The organism is Pontibacillus sp. ALD_SL1 (genome assembly GCF_017355605.1).
This window is the reverse complement of the sequence record NZ_CP062974.1, coordinates 3,749,582-3,770,629: the sequence shown is the minus strand read 5'-3', so window position 1 is coordinate 3,770,629 and position 21,048 is coordinate 3,749,582. Positions and strand designations below refer to the sequence as shown.

22 protein-coding genes are annotated in these 21,048 nt (G+C 40.6%); 14 read left to right on the top strand and 8 right to left on the bottom strand.

The genetic code is table 11. From position 1 onward, the window contains the following. The first annotated feature begins 335 nt into the window (after window positions 1-335). From IMZ31_RS18590 to IMZ31_RS18575, 4 genes are all read left to right on the top strand, one after another. Window positions 336-1,529 carry a ParM/StbA family protein gene (locus IMZ31_RS18590; protein ID WP_207528719.1) on the top strand — a complete coding sequence of 398 codons (1,194 nt, stop codon included), beginning with the start codon at window positions 336-338 and terminating at the stop codon, window positions 1,527-1,529. A gap of 13 nt (window positions 1,530-1,542) precedes the next feature. Beyond that, window positions 1,543-2,169 (top strand): hypothetical protein, encoded by a 627-nt coding sequence (locus IMZ31_RS18585; protein ID WP_207528718.1) that lies wholly within the window; start codon window positions 1,543-1,545, stop codon window positions 2,167-2,169. A gap of 99 nt (window positions 2,170-2,268) precedes the next feature. Further along, on the top strand, window positions 2,269-2,748 hold the full coding sequence (gene rlmH, locus IMZ31_RS18580) for a 23S rRNA (pseudouridine(1915)-N(3))-methyltransferase RlmH (RefSeq protein WP_207528717.1): 480 nt from the start codon (window positions 2,269-2,271) through the stop codon (window positions 2,746-2,748). 54 nt (window positions 2,749-2,802) lie between these two features. Beyond that, window positions 2,803-3,273: a peptide-methionine (S)-S-oxide reductase gene (locus IMZ31_RS18575; RefSeq protein ID WP_207528716.1), complete on the top strand. Its 471-nt coding sequence runs from the start codon at window positions 2,803-2,805 to the stop codon at window positions 3,271-3,273. Window positions 3,274-3,367: 94 nt separating this feature from the next. Here the strand turns inward: IMZ31_RS18575 and IMZ31_RS18570 are convergent, their stop codons facing one another. After that, a complete protein-coding gene (locus IMZ31_RS18570) occupies window positions 3,368-4,366 on the bottom strand; it encodes a tRNA dihydrouridine synthase (protein WP_207528715.1) in 999 nt (332 codons plus the stop codon). Window positions 4,367-4,923: 557 nt separating this feature from the next. Here IMZ31_RS18570 and IMZ31_RS18565 point away from each other — a divergent pair. Beyond that, window positions 4,924-5,202 (top strand): adhesin, encoded by a 279-nt coding sequence (locus tag IMZ31_RS18565; RefSeq protein ID WP_207528714.1) that lies wholly within the window; start codon window positions 4,924-4,926, stop codon window positions 5,200-5,202. An 83-nt stretch (window positions 5,203-5,285) separates the two neighbouring features. Here the strand turns inward: IMZ31_RS18565 and IMZ31_RS18560 are convergent, their stop codons facing one another. Both IMZ31_RS18560 and IMZ31_RS18555 read right to left on the bottom strand, forming a co-directional pair. Beyond that, window positions 5,286-6,029: an ABC transporter permease gene (locus IMZ31_RS18560; protein ID WP_207528713.1), complete on the bottom strand. Its 744-nt coding sequence runs from the start codon at window positions 6,027-6,029 to the stop codon at window positions 5,286-5,288. Window positions 6,030-6,046: 17 nt separating this feature from the next. Further along, window positions 6,047-6,958 carry an ABC transporter ATP-binding protein gene (locus IMZ31_RS18555; protein WP_207528712.1) on the bottom strand — a complete coding sequence of 304 codons (912 nt, stop codon included), beginning with the start codon at window positions 6,956-6,958 and terminating at the stop codon, window positions 6,047-6,049. 208 nt (window positions 6,959-7,166) lie between these two features. Here IMZ31_RS18555 and IMZ31_RS18550 point away from each other — a divergent pair, with 208 nt between their 5' ends. From IMZ31_RS18550 to mqo, 5 genes are all read left to right on the top strand, one after another. Next, window positions 7,167-7,364 (top strand): helix-turn-helix transcriptional regulator, encoded by a 198-nt coding sequence (locus IMZ31_RS18550; RefSeq protein WP_207528711.1) that lies wholly within the window; start codon window positions 7,167-7,169, stop codon window positions 7,362-7,364. 28 nt (window positions 7,365-7,392) lie between these two features. Beyond that, window positions 7,393-7,785: a hypothetical protein gene (locus IMZ31_RS18545; protein WP_207528710.1), complete on the top strand. Its 393-nt coding sequence runs from the start codon at window positions 7,393-7,395 to the stop codon at window positions 7,783-7,785. Window positions 7,786-7,822: 37 nt separating this feature from the next. Continuing rightward, window positions 7,823-8,137: a hypothetical protein gene (locus IMZ31_RS18540; protein WP_207528709.1), complete on the top strand. Its 315-nt coding sequence runs from the start codon at window positions 7,823-7,825 to the stop codon at window positions 8,135-8,137. Between the two features lie 50 nt (window positions 8,138-8,187). Then, window positions 8,188-8,625: a GNAT family N-acetyltransferase gene (locus IMZ31_RS18535; RefSeq protein ID WP_207528708.1), complete on the top strand. Its 438-nt coding sequence runs from the start codon at window positions 8,188-8,190 to the stop codon at window positions 8,623-8,625. 240 nt (window positions 8,626-8,865) lie between these two features. Beyond that, on the top strand, window positions 8,866-10,404 hold the full coding sequence (gene mqo / locus IMZ31_RS18530) for a malate dehydrogenase (quinone) (RefSeq protein WP_207528707.1): 1,539 nt from the start codon (window positions 8,866-8,868) through the stop codon (window positions 10,402-10,404). A 90-nt stretch (window positions 10,405-10,494) separates the two neighbouring features. Here the strand turns inward: mqo and ahpF are convergent, their stop codons facing one another. Next, on the bottom strand, window positions 10,495-12,024 hold the full coding sequence (gene ahpF, locus IMZ31_RS18525) for an alkyl hydroperoxide reductase subunit F (protein WP_207528706.1): 1,530 nt from the start codon (window positions 12,022-12,024) through the stop codon (window positions 10,495-10,497). A gap of 13 nt (window positions 12,025-12,037) precedes the next feature. Next, entirely contained in the window at window positions 12,038-12,601 is a 564-nt protein-coding gene (gene ahpC / locus IMZ31_RS18520; RefSeq protein WP_207528705.1) for an alkyl hydroperoxide reductase subunit C, read from the bottom strand. 710 nt (window positions 12,602-13,311) lie between these two features. Between ahpC and IMZ31_RS18515 the strand changes: the two genes are divergently transcribed. The 3 genes from IMZ31_RS18515 to IMZ31_RS18505 all read left to right on the top strand — a co-directional run bounded on the left by IMZ31_RS18515 (window position 13,312) and on the right by IMZ31_RS18505 (window position 15,776). After that, window positions 13,312-13,623, top strand: coding sequence for a hypothetical protein (locus IMZ31_RS18515; RefSeq protein WP_207528704.1), 312 nt, complete (start codon window positions 13,312-13,314; stop codon window positions 13,621-13,623). Window positions 13,624-14,028: 405 nt separating this feature from the next. After that, complete coding sequence (locus IMZ31_RS18510; protein ID WP_371825464.1) at window positions 14,029-15,126, top strand: DEAD/DEAH box helicase; 1,098 nt, start codon at window positions 14,029-14,031, stop codon at window positions 15,124-15,126. Window positions 15,127-15,341: 215 nt separating this feature from the next. Continuing rightward, window positions 15,342-15,776, top strand: coding sequence for a universal stress protein (locus IMZ31_RS18505; protein ID WP_207528703.1), 435 nt, complete (start codon window positions 15,342-15,344; stop codon window positions 15,774-15,776). 626 nt (window positions 15,777-16,402) lie between these two features. Here the strand turns inward: IMZ31_RS18505 and IMZ31_RS18500 are convergent. From IMZ31_RS18500 to IMZ31_RS18490, 3 genes are all read right to left on the bottom strand, one after another. After that, window positions 16,403-17,002 (bottom strand): response regulator transcription factor, encoded by a 600-nt coding sequence (locus tag IMZ31_RS18500; RefSeq protein ID WP_207528702.1) that lies wholly within the window; start codon window positions 17,000-17,002, stop codon window positions 16,403-16,405. Then, window positions 16,999-18,135 carry a sensor histidine kinase gene (locus tag IMZ31_RS18495; RefSeq protein ID WP_207528701.1) on the bottom strand — a complete coding sequence of 379 codons (1,137 nt, stop codon included), beginning with the start codon at window positions 18,133-18,135 and terminating at the stop codon, window positions 16,999-17,001. Before IMZ31_RS18495 ends, IMZ31_RS18500 begins: the two co-directional genes overlap by 4 nt. Window positions 18,136-18,326: 191 nt before the next feature. After that, window positions 18,327-19,388, bottom strand: a complete 1,062-nt coding sequence (locus IMZ31_RS18490) for a Delta(5) desaturase DesA (protein ID WP_207528700.1) — start codon at window positions 19,386-19,388, stop codon at window positions 18,327-18,329. A 261-nt stretch (window positions 19,389-19,649) separates the two neighbouring features. On the opposite strand from IMZ31_RS18490, the gene IMZ31_RS18485 reads away from it, so the two are divergent. Further along, the gene (locus tag IMZ31_RS18485; RefSeq protein ID WP_207528699.1) at window positions 19,650-20,984 is read left to right on the top strand and encodes a dipeptidase; all 1,335 of its coding nucleotides are present in this window, start codon (window positions 19,650-19,652) and stop codon (window positions 20,982-20,984) included. The last annotated feature ends 64 nt before the right edge of the window (window positions 20,985-21,048 follow it).

The window sequence follows — 21,048 nt, the reverse complement described above, 5'->3', positions numbered from 1 at the left end:
GGAAGAGAGAGGGCCAACTTCTCTCTTTTTTGTGACTTGAGGCACAAATATCTCATGTTTACAAACATGTTTACTTGTATACAAAAAAGAATACAAGTAAACAAAAATGTATACCCTGGGTACACAAAAATGTACACATGTATACAAACCAGTACACACATTGATTTAAAGGGATGTGTACATAAAGTGTTTACATGTAAACGGGAAATGTATACATGTATACGTAATTGTCGACAAAAGAAGACATTGACTGTTATCTAAATCTTCTATATCTTTTAATTAACGGAAGAGAGACTCTAGTCATTAACTTCAAAAAAAGAAGGGGAGCTAGTTTCATGACAAATTCAAGAATTGCAGCTGTAGATGTTGGTAATGATGCCCTTAAGGCATTATTTGGTAAATTAGATTCGGAGCTTTACATTCCAAACGTTATTGCAAGAGATATTGAAGATCGTCCTGTAATTGGAATAGAAGAACTAGACGAAAAAGATCCTGTAGATAACCTACATATCCGCGTGCATTCACCTGCACTAAAGGATAATAACGCGATTTATCGTGTAGGAAATCTAGCAACAAAAGGTAGTAACCCTACTGAGCTAGACCCAGGAAGTAGCAAATCTGAAGAAGACCAAACACTTGTTATGCTATTTGCTTCCTTGGCGCTTGATGCTGTATCAAGAGAGGACAAGTCACAAAAGCATCACGGAAATAACCGTAATGTAGTCGAAGCGAACTACACGCTTGGAACAGGATTACCACTTAGGGAAGTAAAAGAAGGTAAAGACGTTGGCTACCGCTCTCAACTATTAGGGTCGGTGCACCAGGTAGAGTTCCTTGTCACTCCTAGATATCAAGGTATGAAAGTTAATATTAAGTTTGATGAAGTGAAAGTCTATCCAGAAGGCTTTGCGGCATTTGTAAACCTAGTAATGGATAATGATTTAAATGTCATTAATAAGGATTTAATTGATAAACAGATTTTAATTCAGGATATTGGTGGTCTATCAACAGATATCGCTGTAATACGTAACCGCAACGTTGATGACGATAAAGCTCAAGGATTTAACTTAGGTGTAGCAGAATCTTTAGAAGCTATACGAGACGAAATCCGTACCAAACACGGAGTGGAGTTAGATAGTCGTCGTGATGTCGTAGATATTATTACGCGTAAAAATGATCGTCATCATATCATGGTAAAAGGAAGTCGGACTAGCGTTCATGATATAACGGATCGCATCCTTTTAGAATTAGCTAAAAAGCAGTATCGCTACCTTCGTAACGTTTGGCAACGAAACTCTCAATCAGAGATTTGCTACTTTGTTGGAGGCGGATCTGCCGTATTAAAAGAGTACTTGAAATCATTGAATAATAGTTTAGATGGATTTAATATTGAATTCTTTGAAGACGAAAATGAGAGCATTTGGATGATGGCCAATGCGTATTACAAGCTTGTGTCGGATTTCGTGCGAAAGACGAACAGAGATAAAAAGCAGGAGAAGCAAAAACAAGAAGCAACTTCTGCTAAGTAGATAGGAAGATTTCATGGGAGATTCTAAAAAAGGTGTTCAACGAGGCCAGGCAATTACGTTTCGCATTCCCTCAGATACACCAGATTACGTTTTAAAACAACTCCAACATCTGAAGGAAACAGAAAAGCGAAACTTCTCTAGTCGAATCGCTCAGTATGTTTTACAAGGCGTATCAGAAACACGTTCTAAGGAGAAAGAGACCGTTACAGTTTCTTTACCGAAATCATTAACGAAAGAGCAGCGAAATTGGCTTAAGCACGAGCATTCTGAGGCTTTAATGGGAAGTATTCTCTATCAACTGCTTATGGATCCTATTCGCGCTACCTCTCTTTATGCATCGTTACACAACAATGCTTATGATTTTGATGATGTGTTAGAACTCCAAGAACAAGTAGAGGCCGCTATTCAGACGAAGTCCCAATCGATCGCCTCTGGTCAGAGTGAAGCTTTGTCACATGAACAACATAATTGGCAAGCGAATGAAGCGGCATCCGCCTCTGAGGAGAACTGGACAACAGATGATGATCTTGATGATATCAATCTTGATCACTTGCAAGAGGAGATTCATAAGAAGGAAGAAAAAGTGGAGTTCGACGAAGATGACCCACTAGCAGACTTCTTTTCCTCCATGAATAAGTAAAACATTTCCCCAAAGCTTTTTAAGGCTTTGGGGTTTTTTATGCTCTTGCGCCGTTTCATGATACGATACAAATAAGAAATGGAATGAAGGAGTAAAGCTATGAAGATCACCATTATTTCTGTTGGAAAACTTAAAGAAAAATATTTAAAACAAGGTATTGAAGAGTATGAGAAGCGGCTCGGATCTTATGCTTCTATTGATTTAATCGAAGTGTCGGATGAAAAAGCACCAGAGAACTTAAGTGAGGCGCAAATGGAAGAAGTAAAACAGAAAGAAGGAGAGCGGATTCTGGCCAAGATTAATCCCGATGCACACGTCATTACGCTAGAAATCGAGGGGAAGATGCTAACATCAGAGAAATTAGCGAAAGAAATCGATCAGCTCGCAACCTACGGGAAAAGCAAAGTCACCTTTGTTATAGGGGGATCACTCGGATTGAGTGACGAGGTTATGAAACGATCAGACTTCGCCCTTTCCTTTTCGAAAATGACCCTCCCCCATCAGCTCATGCGTCTAGTGTTGTTAGAGCAGATTTATCGTGCTTTTCGAATTAATCGAGGAGAACCGTACCATAAATAGAGAGTAGATTAAGGAATAAAACAAAGTATCGTTTAAATAAAGAGGTGAATCACTATGGAAACAGTCTATTTTGCAGGTGGATGTCTCTGGGGTGTACAAGAATTCATTAAAACATTGCCCGGAGTTACGTCAACAGAAGCGGGAAGAGCGAATGGAACGAGTTATACACTAGAGGGGGACTATGACGGCTACGTAGAATGTGTCAAAGCAGCATTTGATCCTACGGTTGTGAACATAAAAGAATTGATGGGGTATTTCTTTGAGATTATTGATCCCTACAGTCTGAATCAACAAGGAGAGGATGTTGGGGTGAAATATAGAACAGGTGTGTATAGTGAGAACCCTGCACATTTGGACGAAGCGAAAGCGTTTATCAGGGAGAGAGAGGACGCTGATCGCATCGTTGTGGAAGTTTTACCTCTCACAAACTACGTGAAAAGTGCGGAAGAGCATCAAGATCGCCTAACCAAATGTCCCGATGATTATTGTCATATTCCGCAAGAATTATTAAGGAAATACAAGTGAACTTGTCCAATGAAAAAAGAGAGGAAGACCTAAATGGATTTCCTCTCGTTTCGTATATAAAGTATTAGTTTGAATAGAAGAAAGCGGAAGTTGCTTAAGAAATAGAAAAACCTTTCTCTGCTTCCACTCCATTATTCTCTGTGAATTCATCAAGCAAAGCACGGACTTCGTCGGTAGATTCTGTGCTCATCAGTTGATTTCTTAATTCACTCGCTCCTCGGAAGCCTTTTACATAAATCTTAAAGAAGCGGCGAAGTGGTTTAAAGAGGCGTGGCTCTAGTTCTTCTGAGTACTTATCATGAAGATCGAGCTGTAGACGTAGAAGATCAAGCAGCTCCTCGCTTGTATGCTCTTTCTTCTCTGTTTCGAAGCAGAACGGGTTATGGAAGACTCCTCGCCCGATCATTACACCATCTACTCCATACTTTTCAACGAGTTCAAGTCCCTTTTGACGGTCAGGAATATCCCCGTTGATGGTTAGAAGCGTATCAGGGGCAACTTCGTCACGAAGCTTCTTGATCTCCGGGATCAGCTCCCAGTGAGCGTCCACATTACTCATTTCCTTTTTCGTACGAAGATGGATAGAAAGGTTAGCAATATCCTGTTCTAGAAGGTGCCTCAACCAGTCGTGCCATTCCTCTACTTCCGTGTAACCTAGGCGGGTCTTCACACTTACAGGAAGCCCTCCTGCTTTAGAGGCTTGGATGATTTCTGCTGCAACACCTGGACGACGAATAAGTCCGCATCCTTTCCCTTTTGTTGCAACATTAGGCGCAGGGCAGCCCATATTGATATCGACTCCGCGATACCCCATTTCAGCCATACCAATACTCATTTGTCGGAAGTTTTCTGGTTTGTCTCCCCAAATATGGGCCACGATTGGCTGCTCATCTTCTGTGAATGTCAGACGCCCGCGTACGCTGTCTTTTCCTCTCGGGTGGCAGTAGCTTTCCGTATTCGTAAACTCTGTAAAAAACACGTCAGGTCTCGCAGCTTCACTTACGACATGACGAAAAACGACATCCGTCACGGCTTCCATTGGTGCTAAAACAAAAAACGGTCGCGGCAACTCATGCCAAAAATTATCTTTCATATTATATCTGAACCCTTTCCTTAAGGGAAAACAAGTTCCCAAAGTTAAAAGTGAAAATATTTTTTCTAATTGATTTCCATTTTGAATAGAAATCCATCATTATATACTTTAATAGTATCGGGCGAAAAGTGCAAGGGAACCAAATGTTTTAACAAAGACGCTTCTTTCAATATATGTTAAAATTTTCAGTGTTTCCCCCAAGAATAGTGCAGTAATCATGTAGACTCGAAGCTGAGACACTTGGTCAGGATGGGTCCGTTGCCAAAAGAGTGGTTGGGCAGGCTTGGGGACAACTCGCTTTCCTGCGGGGAGCTGGGAAGTCTCCTCAGCCGGCAAGCCGTCTTGCGGGGTCTTCCCTAGGCTCCTCACCCCGCGGAAAGCGAGTGATTTCCAGGCCCACCTTAGGCTCCATTAAAGCAGACGGAAACCTCTTTCCGACTATCGCAATACATCTCATCTCAGCTTCGAGTATTCCATATAAGGGGGCTTATATGGGAGAGAGATCATAGTCAGCACAAATATGAGAATATTTAATATGAAAGATAGGAGAGATCTAAATGAAAATTTCAAACGAGGCAAAAGAGCAACTGCTTCAAATAATCGATGAAGAAGAGTCGTCAAACCTTAGGTTTTTTGCTGCAGGAGGGTGTGGGGGAACTCAACTCGGTCTTGGGCTTGAAGAGCCAGCTGAATCCGATATTAAACTAGAGGTAAATGGAATTCGGGTTTCCATTGAATCTTCTATGCAAGATGTAGCGAAAGACATAGAATTAGACTTACAAGAATCAAGCGAAGGTGTCGACTTTGTTATAAAAGGACTTCCGAATACGAACTAATGTTACGTAAAAGGTATTGGTATAGTTTTATCTATTAACTAAAGCCCCCAGGACTCCTGCCTGGGGGCTATTTTAATTGAACACTAGCTTCTCGATTGTCGTAAGAAACGAGGATAAGAAAGTAGAGCGATTACACCACCAGCCATGCCTGCTAAAACTAAGATCAGCACGTTCAGCCATATGTCAGCCATCCCACCGTTTGAGAGAATAACCTCTTTGTATCCTTGAAGCGCCCAGTACTGAGGCAGGGCTTTACTAATGTTTTGCACGACCTCAGGCATAAACTCGACTGGCATCCAAAGTCCACCGAGCAATGCTCCACCTAAGGCGAGAATCTGTGTTAGGGCGATCCCCATATTTTCGGTTCTGACAATTACAGCCATGGCCATGCCCCATCCGGTCACGATAAACGCGAGAGCCAATGATAATAGAATAAGAGCTAAAGGGTTTCCGAGCGGCAGGTCATAGACAACGACACCAAATCCGAACAAAACCGCAATTTGAATAAGTACGATAATGATGAACGGCAGCCATTTGCCGAAAAAATAGTGATGGGTCGATAGAGGTGTGCTAGCAATCCTAGCAACCATGCCTCGCTCTCTATCTTTTACAAAAGCTATGACCATTGAAATCATAATAAAGAAAGCAAACATGATCGTATACCCAGGAATGATCTGAGTCACGACTTCTTTATAGCTTTGGCTCTCATCTCCAGAAAAAATGGCCACAAAAGCAACAATGAAAATAACAGGGAGAACAAATGTCCAAAACCATAGTCCTTTATCCTGAATCGTCTTTTTCAATTCAGTACGAGCGATTGCCCACATATTGAGTCCTCCTTTTCTCAAGAATCTCTTAATTGGGTACCAGTTAAATTGAAGAATATATCTTCTAATCTAGGGTGATAGAGTTCGAGTCTGCGTGGCTCTATACGATGCTCTCGGCAGTGCGTTACCAATTCCTCCAGAGTGAGAAGTGGTTCATCACTATTGAGTAAATAGCCATTACCTTTCGATTCTACCTCTCCAAAACGTTGGAGCATCTCGGTCTCAATGCTGTCTCCTGAGATAAATAATGAAGGCTTCGCGTACTTCTCCAACAACTCCTCCATGCGCCCGAACTCCATAAGCCGTCCCTTATCGATGAGACCAATACTGTCGCACAATTGCTCGACTTCTTCCATATAGTGGCTGGAGTAAATAATTGTGCTGCCATCAGCTTTCAGTTGATGAATAATGGAGAATATCGAATTTCGTGATTGCGGATCAATACCTACAGTGGGCTCATCCATAATAATAATGCTCGGCTTATGTAAAAGCGCACAGCCAATATTTAGACGTCGCTTCATGCCTCCTGAGAATGTAATGACTTTATCCTTAGCCCTGTCTTTTAACCCGATTTGCTCGAGCACTTCATGTATTCGAAGCTGCAACGCTTTTCCTTTTAATCCATACAAGTTACCAAAAAGAATCAAATTATCTTGAGCTGTCAGCGTTTCCTCTAAGCAAATTTCCTGGGGAATATAACCGATCTGCTGTTTAACTTTAAGTCGATCCTTAGACACAGACCAATCTCTAACTTGAATGTCTCCATTAAAATTAAGTAAGATTCCAGATAAAATTTTCATAAGCGTTGATTTACCGGCTCCATTCGGTCCGACCAAACCAAAACACGTTCCTTCTTCAATCTTAAAACTGATATTATCCAGCGCCTGAATTGAACCATACTGCTTCTCGATATTCTCGACACTAATCATTTTTTTATCTCCTTCCCCACTCTCCGGCCTATTTGCATTCAATTCGCATATACGGTAGTGAGAGTATAAGGGTTTCAATTTTTATGGAAAATAATGAAATTAACAAATGCATAGGCATTCACGAAACGTAAAAAAGTTTTGACATGTAAATCATATGTAATATAATGGTAAAAGTAAAGAGCTTTTTACTTTTTAAGAGGTGTACATAGTGCAAAATAACATTAGAGTTAGTAGAAAAAGTATGAAAATATCACAAGAAGAACTTGCATCTAGGTGTGGGGTTACTAGACAAACCATAAACGCTATTGAAAACGATAAATATGATCCTACTTTAGCATTGGCATTTAAATTGTCGCAGCACCTTCACACGACAGTTGATCAATTATTTATATTCGAGAAGACATAAAATCAATACAAATAAAAGGGAGATGTACATGGGAGAGACAAATAGATTTGCAGTCATTAGTTCTAGTGCGCTTTTTTTAGCTATTTCAGGCTTTTCTTTATATAAGTTTTTAAGATATGAGCAAATTGATGGGGCCTCTATATTTTTTAATTTCCTAGCACTGTCTTATGTTTTGAACTCCCTTACATGGGGGGGATTGCAGGGGGATAAAAATAAGGATGAATTGGAGCATCATATAGAAACACAAAGTACCAAAATGAGTTACTATGGTCTAATGGTTTTTTCTGGCTTAATATTATTTGTATCTGAAGGGGTAGGTAATTTACGTAATATAGAGAATTACCCTTTGCTTATAGTTGTAGGACTTACTTTTGTTGTACAGCCGTTTACTGCTCTTATTTATTCAAGAAAGTATAAGTAAAATTACGTGAAACTTTAGCGAGAAGGAGGATACGGAAATGGAGTTTGTTTTAATTTACATTATAATACCAATTATTTGGATTTTGGTCATTGGTTGGTTAACAGGCAGTAGAGACTTCTTCTTTGGACCAAAAGACGATGAGCGAAAGCAAAGCATTAAACAAAAGGCAGTTATTCAAAGTTGGGCGACTTTGTTCCTGTTCTTGTTGACCAATTTCCTGTTTGACGTTTTAATTCCCGATGGACGCTTAGGTGGAGGAGGGTTAATCTATCCTGAACTTTTCTATTTAACTATTTTATTCCTCAGCTATGTTGTATTTTATTTATTAAATATGAAGAAAATGAGCGCTTGACCTTACGTAACTATGTGAGTACATACCTATATTCTGTGGAGGGCTGTCTGATGATTCAGTTCAAGTATATAGATCGACACAATTTTTTTGAGGTCATCCATTTGCAAGTAACAGATGAACAGAAATCGTTTGTTGCTTCGAATGTTTTTTCCCTTGCCCAGGCCAAAGCATTTCCAGAGTGTGTTTGTTTAGGAATTTACTTTGAAAATCTGTTGGTTGGGTTTACGATGTATTGTTTGGATGTTGATGATAAGGAATATTGGATCTATCGTTTGATGATTGATGCTAGATACCAGTCAAAAGGATATGGGAGAGCGGCCATGGAGAAGTTGATTGATCGGATTAAGCAAGATCAAAATCACGAGGTAATCTACTTAAGCTTTGAACCCGATAACAGGCAGGCTATGAAGTTATATGAAAAATTGGGCTTCTCACCAGATGGCCGAGTGATAGATGGGGAAGTCGTATACAAACTAACGTATGGCTAATGGTGTAATTATCACTTATTTTGTTTATAACCGTATCGTATCTAAGGAAAAAGTTCATAATGTAAGTAATCTACTCCATGTATTTATTCACGTAGACTATGATGTTGCAATAGAAGTAATTTTCAATATTTTTGGAAAGTGGTACACTAGTAGTAGATTGAAAATAACTAGAAGAGGTGTAGTACCCGGGGCGGGGATGTAAGCTACATTTTTTCTGCAAGACATAGGGAGTATAGGCTAATGAGTAAAAACTATGCGAAAACTGACGTTATTTTAATTGGTGCAGGCATTATGAGTGCCACATTGGGATCTTTGCTAAAGGAACTAGTACCAGAGTGGAAAATCAGAGTATTTGAAAAGTTGGATGGTGCAGGACAAGAGAGCTCGAACGTATGGAATAATGCAGGTACGGGACACGCTGCATTATGTGAGCTTAATTACACAAAAGAACAAGAAGATGGCTCAATTGATATTTCAAAAGCTATAAAAGTAAATGAACAATTTCAAGTTTCTAAACAATTTTGGTCTTATCTTGTAAACCAAGGTCGAATCCGAAATCCACAGGAATTCATCATGCCATTACCACATATGAGTTTCGTGCAAGGGAAAGAGAATGTGGAATTCTTGAGAAAGCGCTATCAAACGATGTCTGCTCATCCGCAGTTTCTAGGGATGGAGTTTTCCGATAAGATGGAGCAATTAATGGAATGGATGCCGCTGATGATGAAGGATCGTTCATCAAATGAGACAGTAGCAGCAACTAAGATGGATTCTGGGACAGATGTAAACTTCGGAACGATTACACGTAAAATGTTTGATCATTTAGAGGATAACAATCTTGAGATCAATTATAAGCATAGTGTAGAGGACATTAAGAGGTTAAGTGACGGGACATGGGAAGTAAAGGTGTACGACCGTGAGCAGGCGCGAATTGAGTATCATATAACCAACTTCGTCTTTATCGGCGGAGGTGGAGGGAGCCTTCACCTATTACAAAAGACTGGGATACCTGAATCAAAACAAATAGGTGGATTCCCTGTAAGCGGGCTGTTTATGGTTTGTAATAACCCTGAAGTTATCGCTGAGCACCATGCTAAAGTATACGGAAAAGCAAAAGTAGGGGCACCGCCAATGTCTGTTCCCCATCTAGATACAAGGTTTATCAACAATAAGCAATCCTTATTATTTGGTCCGTTTGCAGGCTTTTCTCCAAGGTTCTTAAAAACGGGTTCCTTGCTTGATCTATTTACATCTGTGAAATCGGATAACCTTGTAACTATGTCAGCAGCAGGTGTGAAGAATGCTTCTCTAACAAAGTATTTGATTGAACAGGTGATCTCCTCAAAAGAAAAGCGTATGGAAGAATTGAGAGAATTTATTCCTAATGCCAAAAGTGAGGATTGGAGTCTAGCTGTAGCAGGTCAACGAGTACAAGTCATTAAAGATACAGACTCAGGTGGGAAAGGTACTCTACAATTTGGTACAGAAGTGGTCAGTTCTTCGGATGGTTCCATTGCAGCACTATTAGGAGCTTCTCCAGGTGCTTCTACAGCCGTTCACGTTATGCTAGAGCTAATGGAAAAATGCTTCCCTCAAAAGATTAAAGAATGGGAACCGAAAATAAAAGAAATGATCCCTTCTTATGGATTAGTATTAGCTGATCATCCAGAGCTTCTTAAGGACATTCATAAAACTACAGATGAGGCACTAGGCTTAAATAAAAAGCCTCTGCACAGTTATCTTTCAACAGATGAAGGTGAAATCAGTAAGACATCATAGAAGATGCCAGTTAGATTTTGCTTGTGCATTCAGGTACTATAAAAAAAGTCGCTACTCCTATAGGAGTAGCGACTTTTTTGCTTATCATTATTAGTTGCGAATCAAGTAATCAAATGCGCCTAATGCAGCATTTGCTCCTGTACCCATGGAAATAATGATTTGGTTATTCGGAACGTCTGTCACATCACCTGCGGCGAACAGACCAGGTACGTTTGTGGCATTGTGTTTATCGACAACAATCTCGCCTATTTGGTTACGCTCAATGGAGTCGTCTAACCATTCCGTATTCGGAACTAAGCCGATTTGAACGAACACACCTTCAAGTTTCACGTGGTTCTCTTGGCCCGTTTCCCGGTCCACATACGTAATGCCATTAACGTTAGCGTCACCTGTAATTTCTGTCGTTTGTGCATTCGTGTGAATGGTTACATTCGGAAGGCTGTTTGCGCGGTCTTGTAAAACTTGGTCAGCTTTAAGTTCTGAAGCAAACTCAAGAACCGTAACATGCTTAACAATTCCAGCAAGATCAATAGCTGCTTCAATACCAGAGTTACCTCCGCCAATAACAGCTACGTCTTTACCTTCAAATAATGGACCATCACAGTGTGGACAGTATGCAACACCTTTATTTTTGAACTCTGCTTCACCTGGAACGCCAACTTGACGCCAGCGAGCCCCAGTCGAGATGATTACGCTTTTACTTTTAAGAACACCGCCGTTATCAAGCTCAAGGTCGAACATACCATCGTTTTTCTCTAAGCGGCTTGCACGTTGAAGGTTCATAACATCAATGTCGTAATCCTTCACGTGTTCTTCAAGACTAGCAGCAAGCTTCGGTCCTTCTGTGCTAGAAACACTTATGAAGTTTTCGATACTCATTGTGTCTAGTACTTGACCACCGAAACGTTCAGCTACAATGCCTGTGCGAATCCCTTTACGAGCTGCATAAATGGCCGAACTTGCACCAGCTGGGCCACCACCGACCACTAATACATCGTATGGGTCTTTATTACTGAATTCTTCAGCGCTAGGACCTTCAACAATCTTATCTAAGATTTCTTCTAGTGTCATACGGCCACCGCTCAAGAATTCTCCGTTAAGATGCAAGGAAGGAACAGCCATAACGTTTTTGCTTTCAGCTTCTTCTTTAAACGCTGCACCGTCAATCATTGTATGCGTAATGCCTGGGTTTAAAACACTCATCATGTTTACGGCTTGTACGACATCAGGACAATTATGACAGCTTAAGCTAACATAGGTTTCAAAGTGATATTCACCTTTAATATTCTTAACTTGATCAATAACGCTTTGGTCTACCTTAGGAGCTCTGCCACTAACTTGTAGAAGAGCAAGGACTAAAGAAGTAAATTCATGTCCAAGAGGAATACCTGCGAACGTAACTCCAGTATCTTCTCCGACGCGATTCACACTAAAGCTAGGCGTTCTGGATAATTGTGCTTCCTCGAATGTAATCTTAGAAGACATAGAAGCTAGCTCTTCAACAAGAGCTAGCATGTCTTTTGATACTTTATCAGAACCTGCACTAACTTTAAGCACGATATCGCTTTCCAATAGTTCTAGATATTGGTTTAATTGAGCTTTAATATCTGCTTCAAGCATATTGTGCACTCCTTTAGATTTTACCTACTAGATCTAGGCTTGGTGTTAGAGTTTCAGAACCTTCTTCCCATTTAGCTGGGCAAACTTCGCCTGGATTCTGGCGAACGTATTGAGCTGCTCTGATTTTACCTACTAAGTTACTTGCGTCGCGACCAATACCGCCTGCGTTAATTTCTACAGTTTGGATAACGCCATCTGGATCGATGATGAAAGTACCGCGATCAGCAAGACCTTCTTCTTCGTTTAGTACTTCAAAGTTACGAGAAAGTTTTTGAGAAGGGTCACCGATCATTGTATAAGTGATCTTATTGATTTTTTCTGAGCTATCGTGCCAACCTTTGTGAACGAAGTGAGTATCTGTAGAAACAGAGTAAACTTCAGCACCTAGTTCTTGAAGTGCAGCATATTCGTTTTGAAGGTCTTCAAGTTCAGTTGGGCAAACGAAAGAAAAGTCTGCAGGATAGAAGCAAACAACGCTCCACTGACCTTTAAAGTTTTCTTCTGTTACGTCAACGAATTCACCGTTTTTGAATGCTTTTGCGTTGAATGGTTGTACTTCTGTACCGATTAATGACATGAAAAAATCCTCCTCTGTTTTGTGTAAAAATTATTAGTTTAAAATCATTATAATTCAAAAACTATTATTATATACATTCGAAAATTTGTCAAGCTGTTCAGGTATTTTTAAGCTTCTAATGTGCTTTGAATCGGCCAAGTGCAGTAAATGGCTTTGCATAAAATGTGTTAATGGTGGTTGGAACTTAAAAACTCGATTATCATTCTCATTACTTATATTCTTACCAATTCTAGTGCACCGTTAAACGTCTGAGCATTCTATTTTGTACGAAAACCTATATGTATATGCATGTGAAAAAACGCCTGCTCTAGTTAAAGGAGCAGGCGTTTTTATCATAAAATAGTTAGGGTTTATTGTCCAAATAATTGCCCTTTTCGTCCACATAAACCGATTGAACCATTGTTCTTTCAAAAGGATGTTGGTTCACGGTTCCCTTCATGTTTACTTCCTCTAATTTATAAATTTCTTTTTAATGAGCAAGATTTTTTATTTAAAAAATACCATTAAAATCATGTCGGATCTAAGAGAGTTAGCACATGTGAAGTCGACTCTGGCTAGGATTCTTACTTGAGCGACGACAATTGTAGTCATTCTGTAAAACAATGCCGCTATTTGAGGAACGAATCAAAAAGGAAATAGAGAGGTTTCGTCCAATTTAATAGGCATAGGCAAATGAAACACAAAGATAAAATTAGAGGAGGAGATGTAAGATGAAAAGTATGGTTGCGATTGTTTGGAGTATGATGTGGGTATTAGGCTTAGCTGCTGTTGTGAAAGTTGCTTCGGTTTCGGAAGAATTCCTTAAAATTGTGTCGGTGAGAAGCTTCGCACAAGAGATTGTTCAAAGTGGAGGATATAAGGGAAGAGTAGGAGTTCTTGACTTCCGATCGATGAATAGTTTAGGTCAGGCCAAAGAGTTCTGGTGTAAGGCCAGGGGGAGTCCGAGAAGGAAAATCGACGAGCTTATCGTGTATTTGGTCAGGGTTCGGTCAAGATCTAATGAGTTGCCATATGTGTCTTAATGACAGGTAGACTTTACCGTCATTGACCAAGTATTTGAGTGGATTATTTACTTCAAAGGAAGGGGTGGACCATAGGTTCCTAACGTTCATAGTCTGGTGCTCGTTAACGCTTTTTTAAGGGGGGAATGGAGCGTTTAAAAATAGATACTCTAGAAAGGGTGACTCTATTTCATGAGAGGGGAGGAAGAGATGGGAAGATAAAGGTATCTGGACGGGTTAAGATGCCCTGGTATGAATAGATGTAAAAAGGGGGATCGTAGAGGGAAAGAGTACGCGTATACTCGTACTCTTTTTACCTATGTCTTATAGTATTGAAACCTTAACTCTTTAAGAAAAGGTATATATGTATTCTTAGAGAGTGATACAATAGAAGGATACGATGAAAAAAAGAAAGAGGATACGCCTTTGAATAGTTTTAATCAATTTAAATTGCATGAAACGAATATTATGCGATTGAAAGAAATGGGGATTACAACTCCAACAGATATTCAATCGGAAGTCATCCCTTTGATGCTAGAAGGACATGACGTAATTGCTCAAGCTCAAACTGGTTCTGGTAAGACGTATGGCTTTTTACTGCCATTACTCGAGAAGATTAATATAGAAGATCCTACTATACAGGCTCTTATTGTTGCGCCTACAAGGGAGTTGGCTCTTCAGCTCACAGCTGAGTTAGAACGACTCTCTGAAGAGGTTAGTGTCCTTGCTGTTTATGGCGGTAAAGATGTACAGCAGCAAGTAAAAAAACTAGATAAAACTCAGGTTGTCATTGGTACACCAGGGCGCCTGTTAGACCATATGCGAAGAGGCACAATTGACCTATCGAACGTTTCCTCTCTTGTACTAGATGAAGCGGATCAGATGCTTCATTTTGGTTTCTTTGAAGATGTTGAAACAATTGTGCGTAGTACTCCGAACGTTAAACAGATGGCGCTATTTTCTGCGACCCTTCCATCTGATATTAACAAATTAGCCTACAAGTTTATGCGTCACCCAAAACAAGTTCGCATTCAATCAAAAGGGCGGACTGTGGAAGAAATTGAACAATTTGTGGTCGAGACGACTGATCGTAAAAAACAAGAAGCGCTCCGAAAGGTTATTAAAGAAACACAACCTTTCTTAGGAATAGTCTTTTGCCGTACAAAGAGACGGGTGAGTAAACTTTACGGTGAGTTAAAAGCCATGGGGTATCAGGTTGATGAATTGCACGGAGATCTATCTCAAAAGAAGCGTGAAAAAGTAATGGAACAGTTCCGAGAAGCAAAGGTTCAATTACTAGTAGCGACAGATGTAGCTTCAAGAGGCTTAGACGTAGAAGGAGTAACGCACGTCTATAACTATGATATTCCACAAGATGTTGAAAGCTATATTCACAGGATTGGAAGGACAGGACGTGCCGGTGATGACGGTGTTGCCATTACGTTTACAGCACCTAAAGATCAACAAATGCTTACGGCAATTGAAAAAGGAATATCTCAAAAACTTAATAGAAAGCAGCTATAGCTAATCGTTTTACAGAAATAATATGATTAACTAAGGTCTGCAAAAACCGTTCAGGGGGAGTCGCTTTGAACGGTTTTTGTTTTGACGTTGAGTTCTCTAAAGCGAAGCAGAATTAAAGAACTGATTAGAGAAAACTTTATACTCTGAAGTGTCTGAAAAAATATGTTAAAATATAAGTATAAACACACACTCTATGGCAAAGGAGAGGGTTGATCATGCGTAAGAAAATCCTCGTAGCATATGATGGTAGTGCGATGAGTAAACAGGCATTACAAGAGGCCAAAAGCCAGGCTGCTGATGCTCCAGATGCAGAAATTCACGTCGTTTCTGTTGTGCGCACGTCAGGTCCTTTCACCAATGCACAAATGTCTAAAAGTATCGGTAATGAATTAGCCGAACAATACCGGACCGACATGAACCGCCTCAAAGAAGAAATGAAAGAAGAAGGCGTAGAGGTCATCACCGATGTCATTGTAGGTAAGGTTGAAAAAAATGCAGGTGCACGAATTTGTGAATATGCCAAAGAACGTAACATGGACTTAATTATTGTGGGTAATCGTGGCTTTGGCAATGTGAAGAAGATGATTCTTGGCAGTGTAAGTAATAACATTGTCCAGCATGCTACTTGTCCCGTCCTCGTTATGAAGTAAGAGTGATGGAAAACATTCGGGTTAAATAAAAAGGAGACCTCCCACCATCATGGGAGGTCTCCTCTTTATATCGCCACAATTGCTAGCCTTCTCCACATAAGCTCCCTTATATGGAAGACTTGAAACTGAAGATAGAGATGTTTTGCGATAGGTGGAGAGAGGTTTCCGTCAGCTTTAATAGAGCATAAGGTGGGCCTGGAAATCACTCGCTTTCCGCGGGCGAGCTGTCGAGCCTCCTCGGGGAAACCACCCTGCGGGGTCTCGTCGACCTCTTTCTCCCGCAGGAGTCTCGCAATTTCCAGGCCCACCTTTGCCGAATGGGGAGTGACGGAAACGCGCCATATTTGTGAGGTAGGGGGGCTTAAGAGCAATTATAATAAGCGGGTCCTTACACCAAATTAACGTCAGGGTAGGCTTGGGGACTGCGAGACTCCCGCGGGGTAAGGAGCCTAGGGGAGACCCCGGAAAGCGCGTAGCGATTGAGGAGGCTTCCCAGCTCCCCGCAGGAAAGCGAGTTGTCCCCAAGCCTGCCCAAACTCTCTTATGGCAAAGGACCTACCCTAACAAAGTTCCTCAGCTTCGAGTCTTCATCACTCCCGACCCTACTTTGAATATCGTATAAGCTTTTATTTAAACCAGCCTTTTTCCTTAAAACGCGCGATGGCTTCAATTCGGTTGCTTACTTCGAGCTTATCTAAAATCACAGAGATATAATTGCGTACTGTACCGGGAGTGATATAAAGTTCATTTGAGATATCCTTGGTGTTTTTCCCATCGGCCATAAGCTGCATGACCTGTTTTTCTCGTTCGGTTAATGGATTTTCATTTCCATAAGCAAGGTCCACAAGTTCTGGAGCAAATATGCGTTGGCCATGCATGATTCTACGTATAGAGGTAGCCAGTTCTTCACTTGGGCTATCTTTTAATAAATATCCACTTACTCTTGCTTTTTGTGCGCGTTCGAAGTAACCGGCTCTTGCAAAGGTTGTGAGAATAATAATCTTACAATCCTCATCTTTTAACTCTTCAGCAGCATCCAATCCGGTTTTGATCGGCATTTCGATATCCATTATACACACGTCTGGCTTTTGTTCCCTAACGAGCTTACAAGCTTCTTCACCGTTATTGGCCTGCCCTACGACTTCCATTCCCTCTTCAAGATCTAAGAGCGCACCAAGGGCTCCGAGCATCATGCGCTGGTCTTCTGCAATGACAATTCGTATCACATCGATTCCTCCTCTTCTGTCTGATGTGCAACATTTGGTACACGGATGGTAAGGGTTGTGCCGTTAGAACTTTGTATATCTAGCGATCCATTTACGAACTCCAAGCGCTCTCTCATCCCTTGAAGCCCATGCCCTTTTAATGAATCCATTTTATTAGAGATACCAACTCCATCATCCCTTACCTCAATCATCACTTCCTCACTTGACTGCTGGATCGCTACATGACAAGTCTTTGCCTCACTATGTTTAACAATATTCGTGGCCGCTTCTTTTAAGGACATGCTGAGGACATTTTCTGCTAACAAGGGAGTATGAGAAAGCTCTGGATTTCCTTCAAGTGTAAAGGTCATTTCTGCTGCTTCTATAATTTGCTGAACCCGAAAGATTTCCTCATTGAGCTTAGATCCTCTCATATTTGAAACCATTTCACGTACTTCTTTTAAAGCGGTTCGTGCCGTTTGATTTATGTCTTGGATTTCTTTTACTGCGTTATCAGGCTTAACATGAATTAACTTCCCTGCGAGATCACTTTTAAGACCAATTAGGGATAGCTTCTGACCTAGAGTGTCGTGTAAATCCCTTGCAATCCGTTCTCTTTCCTCAATGACCATAAGTTGGGATATCCTCTCATTTGCATCCTCTAACTGCCCTTCAAGCTTCTGTTGTTGGTTGCGATACCGGATGGTAAAAGGCAAGAGAATGACGCCAATAATGGTAATGATAATAAAAGGGAGTTGTGGAAACAGGGATTCGTTCTGAGCAATATAGACAGTGGTTGCCGCAGCGAGTGTTGTAGTTAGATGTACAATATAAAGAGACAGAAATCCTCCTTTATGTTGGATATTTCCAATAAAGAATGCTAGAAATAATGAAAAGTACACATAGCCAAACAGTAAGGTCATGATTAGACTGATGGCAATCTCAATACTAACCCAGACGTAGGCAAAACCACTTTCAGAGTTGAATGAACGTAAATATGCAACGAAGAACAATGCAATCATTAAAATGCCAAATAATATTTCTGCCACAGAAGAAGCACGGAAGATAAAGAAAAATGGCAGTAAACAGAAAATAATCCATACATACGTGCTAAGACCGGTATTTTTAGGGATGATGTGAAACCAATTTTGCACCACATTTCCCTCCTTCCTACATTTGTTTAATTTAATCTCATTTTAAGCATATCTTACATCGGTTTTCTCTGTCACTCATTGCCATTTTAGTTCATTTTCCGGCAACATTTTAGGGGAAATACGATTTTTGTATGGCGTATGTATACTCTAGAAAAAAAGACCCCAACCAAAGTGGAAGGGATCTTGGTTTCTTATTTTTCTTGGAGAGTAGGACGCTTTTGTCCAAGCATCGATTGTTCCTTTGCTTCTTTTAAGCGTGACTTTGCCTCTTTGAAACTTACGAACGTTTTGTTCTTAGTGTCATAAAGACGGAAACGAATGGATTCTAAGCTCGTTTTGAGTGTAATTGTAGTAGCATGCTCTAATGGTGGTGTAGCATCGTGTGCCTTCTCTAAATTATAATTTGGCACTCTTGGGCTTAAGTGGTGCACGTGATGGAATCCAATGTTTCCAGAGATCCATTGTAATGCCTTTGGAAGCTTGTAATAAGAACTTCCGTCAACGGCTGCTTTTACAAAGTCCCATTCGCTTTCCTCTTCAAAGTAAGAATCTTCGAACTGGTGTTGTACATAGAATAACCAAATTCCGAGTACACCCGATACATACAATATAGGCAGGTTAATGATTAGGAACGCCTGCCAGCCGATTGCCCAGATCATGAAAGAATACAGGATGACAATAGCCACATTCGTAATATACGTGTTCATGCGCTCTTTCTTCTTCGCACCTTTGCGATTAAAGCGATTGGCTATTAGGAACAAGTATAGTGGGCCTAACCCAAACATCACCAATGGATTACGATACAAACGATACGCAACACGCTGTTTGAAAGATGCTTCTTTATACTCTTCAATGGTCATTACCCAAATATCGCCTGTGCCCCGTTTATCCAGGTTGCCACTTGTCGCATGGTGGATGTTGTGATCGCGTTTCCATTTCTCAAATGGAAACAGTGTAATAATACCGGCTATTGTGCCAATAATCCGGTTCGCTTTTTTGTTTTTTAAGAAGGATTGGTGTGTGCAGTCGTGAAAGATTATGAAGATTCGTATGACAAATCCACCGGCAATCATCGCTAATGGAATGGTAGCCCATACAGAAATCTCCAGGCTAAGATACGCTAGATACCAAACAAGGATAAATGGAACAAATGTGTTAATCATTTGTTTAATACCTGCGGTTGAATCAGGCTTTGCGAAAGCCGCAACACTCTTTTTTAATTCTTGTTGTTGTTTTTTTTGATTCTGATTCATATGATAACTCCTTCAAGCAAGCTTATTGATTGAACTGTTCCTCTAATCATAAATGAACAGCAAACGCTTTATAAGACATAAACGTCAGGTGAAATATATGACATTTGTCATGGGTTGTCTTCCTTTTTGATCCAATTAATTTTATGTTTTGTATTATGCTTAAAATCATGCATCCTATCTCAAACTAAGAAACCGAGTCTTCGAGGTATTGGACTTTTTCTTGTTATAATGGGGACAAGATATGTAGAAGGAGGATGGATCATGAAACATAACCAACAATACATAAATGAACTAAATGAGTTTTTAAAGATCCCAAGTATCTCATCTATGCCGGAGCACAAAGAAGATGTAGAAAAGGCAGCGGAGTGGTTAAAAGGATCTCTTCAAAAAGCAGGGATTGAGAACTTGGAGGTCATCGAAACCGAGGGGCATCCGATTGTCTATGGAGACTGGCTTCATGCAGAAGGAAAGCCTACGGTATTAATCTATGGACATTATGACGTCCAACCTGCTTCTCCAGAGGAACTTTGGGAAACACCTGCATTCGAACCCACGATACGAGATGACAAGCTCTATGCAAGAGGGGCAACCGATGATAAAGGTCAATTGTTTATTCACGTAAAAGCTGTAGAGAAGCTGATGCGAGAAAATGGCGAACTACCGGTGAATGTGAAGTTCTGTATTGAAGGAGAAGAGGAAATGGCAAGCCCGAACCTGCCACCTTTTATTGAAGACAATCAGGAGAAATTAGCGGCAGATGCTGTTCTAATTTCGGATACGTCCTTTATCGAAAAAGGTCAACCTGCTATTTGTACATCTCTTCGCGGAGCGTTAGCTATGGAACTAAACATGAAAACAGCGAATACGGATCTTCATTCAGGTGTGTACGGGGGCGGGGTTCCAAATGCGATCCATAGTCTCGTGAAATTGTTAGACTCCCTCCATGACGAAAATGGGAAAGTTGCCGTCGAAGGGTTTTATGAAGGGGTGCAAGATCCTACCACACAATTGAGAGAAGAAGTAGCTTCTATTCCTTTTGATGAAGAAAAGGCGAAGGAAGAGTTAGGGTTAGAAGGTTTCTACGGTGAAGAAGGGTTTACCTTCCAAGAGCGTACAGGTATCCGTCCAACTCTCGAGATTAACGGTCTAGCTGGCGGTTTTCATGAGGAAGGGTTTAAAACGATTGTACCAAGTGAGGCGCATGCGAAGATTAGTTGTCGTCTTGTAGGAGAACAAAACCCAGAAGAGGTTTACGTGTCGATCTTAAATCATTTAGATAAACATAAACCAGTAGGGGCAAGTTTTGAAACGAAGAAGCTAATAACGGCGAAGCCCGTTTCACTCGACTCAAGTAATCCTATGATTCAAAAAGCAGCCGCTGCTTATGAACAAGTTTATGGAGTGGCACCTCTGTTTCCAAAAGAAGGCGGATCGATCCCGATCGTAGAAGTATTCTCACGAGTGCTACGATCCCCTGTTGTGATGATGGGCTTTGGTTTACCATCAGAAAACTTGCATGCTCCTAATGAACATATTCATTTAGAGAATTTCACGAATGGAATTGAAACGGTTACTTCTTACTTGAAGTCACTATAGTAGGAGAAAGAAAGGCTCTTTCTGAAGCAGATTTCAGAAAGGGCTTTTTTATAGTTTGAGGGAT